Raw genomic sequence first — 11899 nt, 5'->3', positions numbered from 1 at the left:
CGGTGGGCTCCGGGGAGGCGGCGGGCGCGCCGGCCCCCGCTGCCGCCGCGCCCGCCGCCTCCCCGGAGCCCACCGACTCCAACCCCGGCTACGTCACCCCGCTCGTGCGCAAGCTCGCGGGCGAGAACGGCATCGACCTCTCCACCCTCACGGGAACCGGAGTCGGTGGCCGCATCCGCAAGCAGGACGTCCTCGACGCGGTCGAGGCCGCCAAGTCGGCTCCGGCCGCCCCGGTCTCGGCGCCCGCCGCCGCAGCCGCGAAGGCCGCGCGCACCCCGCTCGAGACCTCGCCCCTCCGCGGCACCACGCAGCCGATGTCGCGCCTGCGCAAGGTCCTCGCTCAGCGCGCCGTCGAGTCCATGCAGACGAGCGCTCAGCTCACCTCGGTCATCGAGGTCGACGTCACGGCGGTCGCCCGCTTCCGCGACTCGGTCAAGAAGAGCTTCCAGGAGAAGACCGGCGCCAAGCTGTCCTTCCTCCCGTTCTTCGCCCTCGCAGCGGCTGAGGCACTCAAGGCCTACCCGGTGATCAACTCGACGCTCGACGGCGAGTCGATCGTCTACCCGGACCACGAGAACATCAGCATCGCCGTCGACACCGAGCGCGGCCTGCTGACCCCGGTCCTCAAGAACGCCTCCGAGCTGAACCTCGCGCAGATCGCCTCCACCATCGGCGACCTGGCCGAGCGCACCCGCAACAACAAGCTCAAGCCGGACGAGCTCGCCGGCGGCACCTTCACGCTGACCAACACCGGTTCGCGCGGAGCCCTCTTCGACACGCCCGTCGTGTTCCTGCCGCAGACCGCGATCCTCGGCACCGGCATCGTCACCAAGAAGCCGGCCGTCGTGCAGGTGGACGGCGCTGACGCCATCGCGATCCGCTCGACCGTCTTCCTCGCGCTCTCGTACGACCACCGCACGGTCGACGGAGCCGACGCGGCGCGCTTCCTGGTCGCGATCAAGGAGCGCCTCGAGGAGGGCTCGTTCGAGAACGACCTCGGCATCTGAGCCGCTCCTCCTGAGCGCGACTCTCACGAGGGTGCTCCGGCGTAGACGTCGCGGATGAGCCAGCCGGCCTCCGTCCTGATGATCAGGACGGAGGCCGCTGTCGTTCCCGGGGTCGTCCGGAGGTGCACCACGGCCGACGCCCCGTACACGTCGACGAGGACCGCCGAGACCTCTCCCGTCGTCGGGACAGCGGAGGCGGGGCCGCCAGCCGCGTCGTCGAGCGGCGAGTCCGCCGTGACCAGCCCGCGGGCGCACTCCCGGTCACCGCACAGGCGCACCGCGTCGATCAGCACCTCCGCCGCCTGCTCGGCGTCGAGCGAGGCCGACGCGACCGGAGCCGGCGATGCCGCGGTCGTCGCCTCCGCCCGCGGAGTCGACCGTGTCGGGACGGGCGCGGCTCCGGTGGACGCCTCCGCGTCCTGCACCTGCCGACCGGGCCCGCCCGCGAGCGAACCGGCGAGCACCGCTCCCAGCACGATCGCCGTCCCGACGGACAGCGGTCCCCGACGCCGGACGACGAACACCCGGAGGCGGTCCTGCCATCCGTCGAGCGGATGGACGCGCCGATGCCGGGCAGCAGGAGTGAGCACCGCCTCCCGACCAGGTGCATCCGCTCCGGACGTCGGCAGCGCCCGGACCGCCTCGCCGATCCCCTGCGGATCCGCGAGTCCGTAGAGGCCGCCCTCTAGCGCCAGCAGGTCGCGGTGCCGCGCGAGTGCGGCGACCGGCAGCTCCGGACAGAGCATCCCGAGGCGCTCCAGGACCCGCTGCAGCGCGTCGCGCGCCGCAGGCGGGGTGTCGACGGCGGGCGTCGTCAGCAGCAGCAGCGGCCGGCCCTCCTCCGTCAGGCCGATGTCGTCCGTCGTCGGACCCAGCCAGGCTCCCTCGAGTGCGGCCGAGCGCACGGCTCCGACCACGGGGGCGAGCAGGGTGACCGCGGCGCCGAGTCCGATCCCCCGCTCGACCCGCAGGAACCTCTCGAGCGTGGCGACGACGGGAGGAGCGGTCGAGACGACGCACCTCCTCGGAGACGACTCCACTCGGACGATGCGCTCGCGGTGGCGGTGCTCGGCGAGACGAGCCACCGGCGAGGCCTGCAGCGCCTCGGCGTCCCGGGGCCGCATCGTCCTCTCGACCGCCGGTGAGGCGTCCGGCTCAGGCGTCCGCCGCCTCCCCGTCCGCACTCCGCCGCTCCTCCGGCTCTGGACCGTCCCGCTGCTCGTCATGAGGGGAGCCTGACCGCGGACCGCGGCGGAGGACGCGCGCCGATCCCGATCAGTGGAGGGATCGGCGCACGCGTTCTCTGTGGAGGAGCCGGATCCGCGTCCGGGGTCCGTCGCCGCGCTCCCGCTCGGTATCCTTGACGTCATGGCACGCAGCACGGAACCGTCGACGAAGGCGGTCAAGGAACCCGGACGTCTCAAGCAGATGTGGCAGGTGTTCCAGATGACCCGCCGCTACGACAGCAGCGCCGTCTGGATCATCCTCCTCGCGCTCCTGCTCCCGATCCTGCTCGGCGTGCTCCTCGGCGTCCTGCTCGGCAACGGCAACGGCTTCGTGATCGCGCTGTGGATCGTCGTGGGCGTGATGGCCGGACTCGTCGCCGGACTCGCCGTGCTCTCGCGTCGCGCCGAGCGCGCCGCCTACGGCCAGATCGCCGGGCAGCCCGGCGCGGTCGGCGCCGTTCTGCGCAGCGGCCTGCGGGGCACCTGGACCGGCGGGGAGATGCCCGTCGCCGTCAACGGCAAGACCCAGGACGCGGTCTACCGTGCTGTCGGCCGCGGAGGCGTCGTGCTGATCGCGGAGGGCCCCGCCTCCCGCACCAAGCGCATGCTCGAGGACGAGCGGCGCAAGGTGTCGCGGATCCTGCCGAACGTCCCCGTCACCTTCGTGCACGTCGGCTCCGACGCCGACGCGACTCCGCTGCACAAGGTGCCGAGCCGCCTCTCGAAGACGAAGAAGGTCCTCACCAAGGCCGAGGTCCTCGCGGTGAAGAACCGGCTCTCCTCGCTCAACACGTCGCTGCCCATCCCGAAGGGCGTCGACCCCTTCAAGGTGCGCCCGCAGCGCTCGCGCTGACGCACGACACGACAGGCCGGTCGGGATCGCTCCCGACCGGCCTGCTCCGTCTGCGTCACCGTCAGTAGCGGACGAGCACCGTCCCGGCCACCTTGTCGTGGAAGCCGCGCTGATCCGAGTCCCAGACGAGCGCCGGCACCAGCACGGCCAGCAGCACCGAGCGCACGATCGGGCGCCACACGCCGACCCAGCCACCGCCGAGCCGGATGACGCGCATCCCGAGCAGGCGGTGCCCGATGCTGCCGCCGATGGTGGGGATGAAGACGACCTGCAGCAGGACGAACAGCAGCAGGCTCGCCCAGCGGTCGTAGTCGAAGAACGCGAGCGACAGGAGGGCGGCGACGGCGAAGTCGACGGCCAGGGCGGCGATGCGGCGGCCGGACCGTCCGACCGAGAGGCGGCCTTCTCGAGGGAGGCCGAGGCGCTCCCCCGGGTACGAGCTCGGGGCGGCGTCGGCGAAGGTCCTGCGGTCGGCGGCTGGCATCCTCCGATCCTATCCGCGGCGTCTCGGAGCGGCCCGAGGTGCGGCCGGTCCGGCCCGCGACGTGGAGCCCGACCCCGGACGGGCCCCGTAACATGTCGGAAACAACAGGGACACGGTGGGGAAACCCCCCGTCACTACCCTGGAACGGCTGCGCTCTGCAGCACCCCGTTACGCCATTGGAGACCTTTGCATGTTTAAAGATTCTTCCGAGGTGCTCACGTTCATCAAGGACACGGACGTCAAGTTCCTCGACATCCGGTTCACCGATCTCCCCGGTGTCCAGCAGCACTTCAACATCCCCGCCTCGACAGTCGACGAGGAGTTCTTCTCCGTCGGCCAGCTCTTCGACGGGTCCTCGATCCGCGGATTCGCGAACATCCACGAATCGGACATGCAGCTGATCCCTGACGTGACCACCGCCTACGTGGACCCGTTCCGCGTCGAGCGCACGCTGATCCTCGTCTTCGACATCTACAACCCGCGCAACGGCGAGATCTACTCGAAGGACCCCCGCCAGGTCGCGAAGAAGGCCGAGAAGTACCTCGCGTCGACCGGTATCGCCGACACCGCGTTCTTCGCCCCGGAGGCGGAGTTCTACATCTTCGACGACGTCCGCTACGAGGTCACGCAGAACTCGGCGTTCCACTCCGTCGACTCGGTCGAGGGCGCCTGGAACTCCGGACGCGTCGAGGAGGGCGGCAACCTGGGCAACAAGACTCCCTACAAGGGCGGCTACTTCCCCGTCAGCCCGGTCGACAAGCAGGCCGACCTCCGCGACGACATCTGCCTCAAGCTGATCGACGCCGGCCTCATCCTCGAGCGCTCCCACCACGAGGTGGGCACCGGCGGCCAGGCCGAGATCAACTACCGCTTCGACACGATGGTCCACGCGGCGGACGACATCCTGAAGTTCAAGTACATCGTCAAGAACACGGCGGAGCAGTGGGGCAAGACCGCCACGTTCATGCCGAAGCCGCTCTTCGGCGACAACGGCTCGGGCATGCACACCCACCAGTCGCTGTGGAACGACGGCACGCCGCTGTTCTACGACGAGAACGGCTACGGCGGTCTCTCGGACCTCGCGCGCTGGTACATCGGCGGCCTGCTCAAGCACGCCCCCGCCGTCCTCGCGTTCACGAACCCGACGGTCAACTCCTACCACCGCCTGATCCCGGGCTTCGAGGCGCCGGTCAACCTGGTGTACTCGGCCGGCAACCGCTCCGCGTCCATCCGCATCCCGATCACGGGCACCAACCCGAAGGCCAAGCGCATCGAGTTCCGCGCGCCCGACGCCTCCGGCAACCCGTACCTCGCGTTCGCCGCGCAGCTGATGGCGGGCCTCGACGGCATCAAGAACCGCATCGAGCCGCACGAGCCGGTCGACAAGGACCTCTACGAGCTGCCCCCCGAGGAGGCGAAGCTCATCCCGCAGGTCCCCGCGACCCTCGGCGAGGCGCTCGACGCCCTCGAGGCCGACCACGACTTCCTCCTCCAGGGCGGCGTGTTCACTCAGGAGCTCATCGACACCTGGATCGAGTACAAGCGCGAGAAGGAGATCAAGCCCCTCGCGCAGCGTCCTCACCCGTTCGAGTTCGAGCTGTACTACGGGGTCTGATCCCGCAGCACCGCAGCAGGGCCGTTCCTCCTCGGAGGGGCGGCCCTGCGCCGTTCCCGGCGCCCGGCGTCAGCGGTAGGAGGGGGTGTCCTCCGCCGCCGGCCCGTAGAACAGCCGCTCGAAGACCGCGCGGGAGCGGCGGGTCACTCCGAGGTAGTCGTCCTCGAGCGCCGTCGCGGACCCGGCCGGATACTCCAGCAGGCGAGCGACGCCCTCGAGCTGACGGCGGTCGGTCGGGAGGACGTCGCTGGTGCGGTTGCCCCAGAGGGTGGTGCCCGAGCGGACGCGGGAGGCGAGGATCCACGCGGCGCGCAGCCGCTCCGCGTCCTGCGGGCCGATCATGCCCTCCTCCTCCGCGACGGCGAGGGCGGTGAGGGTCGAGGTCGTCCGGAGCGCCGGGGTCCGCCGCGCCTGCTGCAGCTGGAGGAGCTGCACCAGCCACTCGACGTCGCTCAGCGATCCGCGGCCGAGCTTGAGGTGCCGGCGGGGGTCGGCTCCCTGCGGCAGGCGCTCGCTCTCGACCCGTGCCTTGATCCGCTTCACCTCGCGGATGTCGCGGTCGGAGACCGCCCCCGGATAGCGGACCCCGTCGGCCAACTCCTCGAAGTCCTCGATGAGCGACCGGTCCCCCGCCACTCCCCGCGCCCGCAGCAGAGCCTGCGCCTCCCAGGTCAGGGACCAGCGGGCGTAGTAGGCGCGGTAGGAGTCGAGGGAGCGCACGAGCGGCCCGTTCTTGCCCTCGGGCCGCAGGTCGGCGTCGAGGTCGAGCGGCAGGCGGGAGTCCTCCGTGAGCCGGACCAGCTCGGCGACGACGAACTGCGAGTAGAGCTGGGCCTGGTGCGGCTCGGCCGTGCCGGGGCGCTGGACGTACATCACGTCGGCGTCGGACCCGAAGCCCAGCTCCGCCCCTCCGTAGCGGCCCATGCCGATGATCGCGAACTCCGCGTCGGCGCCGGGCCGCGTCGCACTGCCGCGCCGGACGGCGGCGAGCACGCCGCCCAGCAGCGCGCTGATGATGTCGGTGAGGCTGGTCGCGATCTCCTCGATCGAGCTGAGACCGAGCACGCCCCCCATGGCGGTCCGCAGCACCTCGCGCCGGCGCATCGAGCGGAGGACCGAGGCGACCGCGTCGGACGTCTCGTGCCGCGCGAGCACGGCGCGGACCTCCTCGGCGAGCTGCGCCGCGCTCCGGGGCCGGAGAGCGTCGTCGTCCTCGAGCCAGGCCGCCGACTCCGGGATGCGGTCGAGCAGCTCGCCCACGAAGCGCGAGCCCGAGAGCACCGTGGTGAGCCGCTTCGCAGCGCCGGAGGAGTCACGGAGCATCCGCAGGAACCAGGGCGTCCCGCCGAGCGCGTCGCTCAGCCGCCGGAAGGCGAGGAGTCCGTAGTCGGGGTCCGGACCGTCGGCGAACCACTGCAGCATCACCGGCACGAGATGGCGTTGGATGCTCGCGCGCCGCGAGACGCCGGAGGTCATCGCCGCGATGTGGCCGAGCGCCCCGCGTGCGTCGGCGAAGCCGATGGCGGCCAGGCGCGCCTCCGCCTGACCGGTCGAGAGCTCGGCGCCGCCGTCGGACAGCGCGGCGACGGCGGACAGCAGCGGCCGGTAGAACAGGCGCTCGTGCAGACCGCGGACGCGGTGCTTGATGCTGTTCCACACCGTCAGCAGCTCCTCCGCCGTGCGGGCGAGGCCGCTGGAGCGGGCGAGGGTGCGCAGCTCGTGCTCGTCCCGCGGCATCAGGTGCGTGCGGCGCAGGCGTCGCAGCTGCAGGCGGTGCTCGAGCAGCCGCAGCGCGCGGTAGTCCTGCGCGAACTCCTCCGCAGCGGAGCGCCCGATGTACCCGCGGTCGGCGAGGGCGCCCAGACCGAGGAGCGTACCGGGCATGTGGATCTCGTCGTCGGTCTGCCCATGCACGAGCTGGAGCAGCTGGACGGTGAACTCGATGTCGCGCAAACCGCCGGGCCCGAGCTTGATCTGGTAGTGGACGTCGTTCTGCGGGATGTTCTCGGTGACCCGCTCCCGCATCCGCTGCACCGACTCGACGAAGTTCTCGCGGGACGCGCTCGACCACACCTTCGGCGCCACCGCGTCGACGTACGCCCGCCCGAGCTCGGGGTCGCCCGCGAGCGGACGCGCCTTCAGGAGCGCCTGGAACTCCCAGCTCTTCGCCCACCGGTCGTAGTAGGTGATGTGCGACTCGAGAGTGCGCACGAGCGCACCCTGCTTGCCCTCGGGGCGCAGGTTCGGGTCGACCTCCCAGAGCTCCGGTTCCATCGCCAGCGCGGACGTGCCGCGCATGAGGAGCACGGCGAGCCGGGTGGCGACGTCGATCGCGCGGGCGTTCGTCAGCTCCTTCTCCGGGTCGCCCTCCGCGACGAAGATCACGTCGACGTCGCTGACGTAGTTGAGCTCGGACGCTCCCGCCTTGCCCATGCCGATGACGGCGAAGCGGGTGGCGGCGACCTCGTCCCGGCCGAAGCGGCCCGTGCCTTCGACCAGCTCGGTCCGCGCCACGGCGAGGGACGCCTCCAGCGCGGCTCCGGCGAGGTCGGCCAGCGCCCTCGTCACCCGGTCGATCGCCGCAACGGGGTCGGCCTGGCTCAGGTCGTGGACGACGATCCTGGTGAGGAGGCGGCGGTACCGCACGCGCAGCGCCGTCCAGCCCGCCTCCTCCCGGAGCGACGAGAAGCCGTCGACGGCGCCGACCGACTCGAGGAGCTCCGCCTTCATCTCGGCGCGCCCCGGGAGGGTGCGGACGGGTTCGAGGACGATGGCCAGCTCGTCCGGCCGGCGCTGCAGGAAGTCGGCGAGGCCGGACGAGGCCCCCACCACCAGCAGCAGCCGGGTCAGGGCGTCGTCGTCGGCGAGGACCGCGTCCATCCGGTCGCGGTGCCGCCGCAGCAGGTCGATCAGAGCGAGCAGCGCCTCGTCCGGGTCCGCCACGCGAGCGAAGGAGGGCAGCACCGACTCGAGCTGCCGCCCGGCCAGCTCCTCCGCCTGGGCCAACCGCGACCCGGTCTCGCCGAGCGCGGCGAAGCCGAGGCGTGCGACATCGCGGAGGGAGCGTTCGCGGGGCATGGCCGAAGGGTCAGAGCATCTCGAGGTTGCTGCGCAGCTCGTACGGCGTGACTTGGGCGCGGTACTCGGCCCAGTCCTTGCGCTTGTTGAGCAGCACGAAGTTGAACACCTGCTCGCCCAGCGTCTCGGCGACGAGCTCCGACTCCTCCATCAGCGAGATGGCGCGGTCGAGGCTGGCGGGCAGAGCGCCGTAGCCGAGCGCCCGGCGCTCCGCGTCCGAGAGCGCCCAGACGTTGTCCTCGGCCTCGGCGGGGAGCTCGTAGCCCTCCTCGATGCCCTTGAGCCCGGCCGCCAGGAGCAGCGAGTACGCCAGGTAGGGGTTCGCCGCGGAGTCCAGCGCCCGGTACTCGATGCGCGAGGACTGCCCCTTGTTGGGCTTGTAGAGCGGAACGCGCACGAGGGCGGAGCGGTTGTTGTGGCCCCACGAGACGTAGCTGGGCGCCTCGTCGCCGCCCCAGAGCCGCTTGTAGGAGTTGACGAACTGGTTCGTCACGGCGGTGATCTCGGGCGCGTGCTTGAGCAGGCCCGCGATGAACTGGCGGCCGAGCTTCGAGAGCTGGTACTGGGCGCCCTGCTCGTAGAACACGTTGACGTCGCCCTCGAAGAGCGAGAGGTGCGTGTGCATGCCCGAGCCGGGGTGCCCGGAGAGCGGCTTCGGCATGAACGTCGCGTAGACGCCCTGCTCGATCGCCACCTCCTTGATCACGGTGCGGAAGGTCATGATGTTGTCGGCCGTGGTGAGCGCGTCCGCGTAGCGGAGGTCGATCTCGTTCTGGCCGGGGCCCGCCTCGTGGTGGCTGAACTCCACCGAGATGCCGAGATCCTCCAGCATGCGCACGGAGCGGCGGCGGAAGTCGTGCGCCGTGCCTCCGGGGACGTTGTCGAAGTACCCGGCGGAGTCGACCGGCTCCGGACCCTCGGCACCGAAGGACGACGACTTGAGGAGGTAGAACTCGATCTCCGGGTGCGTGTAGAAGGTGAAGCCCCGCTCGGCCGCCTTCGCCAGCGTGCGCTTGAGAACGTTGCGGGGATCGGCGACGGCGGGCTGGCCGTCCGGCGTGGTGATGTCGCAGAACATCCGCGCCGTCGGATCGATCTCCCCGCGCCACGGGAGGATCTGGAAGGTCGACGGATCCGGGTGGGCGAGGACGTCGGCCTCGAAGGAGCGGGTGAGGCCCTCGATGGCGGAGCCGTCGAAGCCGAGCCCCTCCGCGAACGCGCCCTCGACCTCGGCCGGCGCGATCGCGACCGACTTCAGCGTGCCGACGACGTCGGTGAACCAGAGGCGAACGAATTTGATCCCTCGCTCTTCAATGGTGCGAAGAACGAAGTCCCGTTGCTTGTCCATCCAGACCCCTCCTGTTTCGACCCTCAGGCTACTGCCTCCGGCCGGAGCCCGCGGGGCGCCCGAGGCGCGCCGTAGACTGGCGCCCATGTCAGCGCAGCCCGTGAAACGCGTTCGAACCCGCCACTTCCAGAACGCGAAGGACTCCGGTGTCCGCATCACCGGGCTGACCAGCTACGACCAGCTGACGGCGAAGATCTTCGACGACGCCGGGATCGACTTCCTCCTCGTGGGCGACTCGGCCGGCAACACGGTGCTGGGCTACGACACCACTCTGCCCGTCACCGTCGACGAGCTCATCCCGCTGGCGCGGGCCGTCGCCGGGGCCGTCGATCGCGCTTTCGTCGTCGCGGACATGCCCTTCGGCTCCTACGAGTCGGGCCCCGACGACGCGCTCCACACGGCGTTCCGCTTCATGAAGGAGACGCACGCCCACGCGGTGAAGCTCGAGGGCGGAGTCCGCTCCGCCGAGCAGATCCGGCGCATCGTCGAGGCGGGCATCCCCGTGATGGCGCACATCGGCTTCACGCCGCAGAGCGAGCACGGGCTCGGCGGCCACATGGTCCAGGGACGCGGCGAGGGGATCGAGCAGCTGCTCGCCGACGCGCGCGCCGTCCAGGAGGCCGGCGCCTTCGCCGTCGTCCTCGAGATGGTGCCCGCCGACGCGGCACGTCAGGTGACGGCGGAGCTGCGCATCCCCACGATCGGAGTCGGAGCGGGACCGCACGTCGACGGACAGCTGCTCGTGTGGACGGACTTCGCCGGATTCACCACCGGCCGGATCCCCCGCTTCGTGAAGCAGTACGCAGACCTCCGCGGCGTGCTCACCGGAGCGGTCACCGCGTACCGGGACGACGTCGAGTCCGGCGCCTACCCCGGCGCGGAGCACAGCTACGAGTAGCTGGGCTCAGCGGTCCTCGGCGGCGTCCTCCTCGGCCCACTTGCGGCTGTTCTCGTGCAGCCGCTCGAGGGCGTGCTCCGCCTCCTCGCGCGAGGAGAAGGGCCCGACCCGGTCGACGGAGGGGGACACGAATCCCTGCTCCACCGTGCCGGCCTTGAGGTTGTACCACCAGGAGTTCGCGTCGCCGTCAGCCATGCCGCGATCCTACGCCGCAGCCCGCGTCGGTCCGCACCCCTCGCCCTTCGCTAGCATGGCCGCTATGACTGCTGCGGCGACCGCCATCGGGATCGACATCGGGGGAACGGGCATCAAGGGGGCCTCGGTGGACCTGGCCGCGGGCACTCTGCTCAGCGACCGGATGAAGCTCGCCACTCCCCCGGGCGGCACGCCGAAGGACATCGTCGCCACCGTCCAGCAGATCCTCGAGAAGATCCCGGACCTGCCCTCGGACACCCCGGTCGGCATCTGCTTCCCCGCCGTCGTCGTCCACGGACGCACGATGTCGGCGGCGAACGTGTCCGACGAGTGGATCGGCCTCGAGGCCGAGAAGCTGTTCGAGGACGCGATCGGCCGGAACATCTTCTTCGTCAACGACGCCGACGCGGCGGGCTACGCCGAGTCGCGCTTCGGAGCGGCGAAGGACACGAAGGGCCTGGTCATCATGACCACGCTCGGCACCGGCATCGGGACGGCGCAGATCCACGACGGGATCCTCATCCCCAACGCCGAGCTCGGCCACCTCGAGATCCACGGCGGCGACTACGAGAAGAAGGCCTCGTTCGCCGCCAAGGAGCGCGACGACCTCGACTACAAGCACTGGGCCAAGCGCCTGCAGCGCTACTACTCCCACCTCGAGGCGCTGCTCTGGCCGGACCTCTTCATCGTCGGCGGCGGCATCTCCAAGCACCACGACGAGTTCCTGCCGCTGCTCGACCTGCGCACCCCGATCATCCCGGCGGCGCTCCGGAACAACGCCGGCATCCTCGGCGCGGCCGCGCTCGCAGGGCGGGACTGAGTCCTTCTCCTCGGCTGTCCCTGCCCGTCGAGGCGCGGTCGGTCGAGGGAGGTGGCGGGTTCCGGGGAGCGGGGTGCGGACGGCTACGGCGAAACGCTGGGACGCGTTCCACCGGTTCGCCTTGCGAGCGGCGCGGCGGTGCAGGGACGTGGGCGGACTGCGCAGGCTCAGTGGTCGTGTCTCAGTGATCAGCGACGACGGGGTGCGGCGCGCACGTCCGGGGCCGTGCTGGTCGAGTAGCCGAACAGCGGCTGAGGGAGACCTCTCCGCCGGACCGGCGCCTACCGAGCGCCGTTGGAGGAGCCCCTGCGTCCGCCCGTGCAGGGCGAGACGTCGGCCGCGTCGTGCTGGTCGAGGAGCCGCGGAGCGGCGTGT

10 protein-coding genes are annotated in these 11899 nt (G+C 71.1%); 5 read left to right on the top strand and 5 right to left on the bottom strand.

From position 1 onward, the window contains the following. The coding region (gene sucB, locus C5D08_RS04930; protein ID WP_104276075.1) for a 2-oxoglutarate dehydrogenase, E2 component, dihydrolipoamide succinyltransferase at positions 1 to 1007 on the top strand (1007 nt) is incomplete at its 5' end. A gap of 23 nt (positions 1008 to 1030) precedes the next feature. On the opposite strand, the gene C5D08_RS04925 is transcribed toward sucB, so the two are convergent. Further along, positions 1031 to 2131 (bottom strand): hypothetical protein, encoded by a 1101-nt coding sequence (locus tag C5D08_RS04925; RefSeq protein WP_104276074.1) that lies wholly within the window; start codon positions 2129 to 2131, stop codon positions 1031 to 1033. A 244-nt stretch (positions 2132 to 2375) separates the two neighbouring features. Here C5D08_RS04925 and C5D08_RS04920 point away from each other — a divergent pair, with 244 nt between their 5' ends. Then, positions 2376 to 3086, top strand: a complete 711-nt coding sequence (locus C5D08_RS04920; RefSeq protein ID WP_104276086.1) for a DUF4191 domain-containing protein — start codon at positions 2376 to 2378, stop codon at positions 3084 to 3086. A 61-nt stretch (positions 3087 to 3147) separates the two neighbouring features. Here C5D08_RS04920 and C5D08_RS04915 read toward each other — a convergent pair whose 3' ends face one another. After that, positions 3148 to 3570, bottom strand: a complete 423-nt coding sequence (locus tag C5D08_RS04915; RefSeq protein ID WP_104223667.1) for an RDD family protein — start codon at positions 3568 to 3570, stop codon at positions 3148 to 3150. Positions 3571 to 3760: 190 nt separating this feature from the next. Between C5D08_RS04915 and glnA the strand changes: the two genes are divergently transcribed. Next, positions 3761 to 5185: a type I glutamate--ammonia ligase gene (glnA, locus tag C5D08_RS04910; protein ID WP_104276073.1), complete on the top strand. Its 1425-nt coding sequence runs from the start codon at positions 3761 to 3763 to the stop codon at positions 5183 to 5185. A 69-nt stretch (positions 5186 to 5254) separates the two neighbouring features. On the opposite strand, the gene C5D08_RS04905 is transcribed toward glnA, so the two are convergent. Together C5D08_RS04905 and C5D08_RS04900 are read right to left on the bottom strand one after the other, a co-directional pair. Then, positions 5255 to 8263 carry a bifunctional [glutamine synthetase] adenylyltransferase/[glutamine synthetase]-adenylyl-L-tyrosine phosphorylase gene (locus C5D08_RS04905; protein WP_104276072.1) on the bottom strand — a complete coding sequence of 1003 codons (3009 nt, stop codon included), beginning with the start codon at positions 8261 to 8263 and terminating at the stop codon, positions 5255 to 5257. Positions 8264 to 8273: 10 nt separating this feature from the next. Continuing rightward, positions 8274 to 9611, bottom strand: a complete 1338-nt coding sequence (locus C5D08_RS04900; RefSeq protein ID WP_068253236.1) for a glutamine synthetase family protein — start codon at positions 9609 to 9611, stop codon at positions 8274 to 8276. A gap of 85 nt (positions 9612 to 9696) precedes the next feature. Here C5D08_RS04900 and panB point away from each other — a divergent pair, with 85 nt between their 5' ends. Then, positions 9697 to 10509 carry a 3-methyl-2-oxobutanoate hydroxymethyltransferase gene (gene panB / locus C5D08_RS04895; RefSeq protein ID WP_104276071.1) on the top strand — a complete coding sequence of 271 codons (813 nt, stop codon included), beginning with the start codon at positions 9697 to 9699 and terminating at the stop codon, positions 10507 to 10509. 6 nt (positions 10510 to 10515) lie between these two features. Here the strand turns inward: panB and C5D08_RS04890 are convergent, their stop codons facing one another. Further along, on the bottom strand, positions 10516 to 10704 hold the full coding sequence (locus C5D08_RS04890; RefSeq protein WP_104223671.1) for an SPOR domain-containing protein: 189 nt from the start codon (positions 10702 to 10704) through the stop codon (positions 10516 to 10518). Between the two features lie 64 nt (positions 10705 to 10768). On the opposite strand from C5D08_RS04890, the gene ppgK reads away from it, so the two are divergent. Next, positions 10769 to 11524: a polyphosphate--glucose phosphotransferase gene (ppgK, locus tag C5D08_RS04885; RefSeq protein ID WP_104276070.1), complete on the top strand. Its 756-nt coding sequence runs from the start codon at positions 10769 to 10771 to the stop codon at positions 11522 to 11524. Positions 11525 to 11899: the final 375 nt, after the last annotated feature.

The sequence above is a fragment of the Rathayibacter sp. AY1B6 genome (genome assembly GCF_002932755.1).
Classification (GTDB): domain Bacteria; phylum Actinomycetota; class Actinomycetes; order Actinomycetales; family Microbacteriaceae; genus Rathayibacter.
Note: the sequence above shows the minus strand (reverse complement) of the source record. Positions and strands in the feature narration are given on the sequence as shown.

Excerpts from the sequence above, each read along its gene's own strand:
- C5D08_RS04925 (WP_104276074.1), bottom strand. The coding sequence starts at position 2,131 with ATGCGGCCCCGGGACGCCGAGGCGCTGCAGGCCTCGCCGGTGGCTCGT.
- C5D08_RS04920 (WP_104276086.1), top strand. The coding sequence starts at position 2,376 with ATGGCACGCAGCACGGAACCGTCGACGAAGGCGGTCAAGGAACCCGGA.
- C5D08_RS04915 (WP_104223667.1), bottom strand. The coding sequence starts at position 3,570 with ATGCCAGCCGCCGACCGCAGGACCTTCGCCGACGCCGCCCCGAGCTCG.
- glnA (WP_104276073.1), top strand. The coding sequence starts at position 3,761 with ATGTTTAAAGATTCTTCCGAGGTGCTCACGTTCATCAAGGACACGGAC.
- C5D08_RS04905 (WP_104276072.1), bottom strand. The coding sequence starts at position 8,263 with ATGCCCCGCGAACGCTCCCTCCGCGATGTCGCACGCCTCGGCTTCGCC.
- C5D08_RS04900 (WP_068253236.1), bottom strand. The coding sequence starts at position 9,611 with ATGGACAAGCAACGGGACTTCGTTCTTCGCACCATTGAAGAGCGAGGG.
- panB (WP_104276071.1), top strand. The coding sequence starts at position 9,697 with ATGTCAGCGCAGCCCGTGAAACGCGTTCGAACCCGCCACTTCCAGAAC.
- C5D08_RS04890 (WP_104223671.1), bottom strand. The coding sequence starts at position 10,704 with ATGGCTGACGGCGACGCGAACTCCTGGTGGTACAACCTCAAGGCCGGC.
- ppgK (WP_104276070.1), top strand. The coding sequence starts at position 10,769 with ATGACTGCTGCGGCGACCGCCATCGGGATCGACATCGGGGGAACGGGC.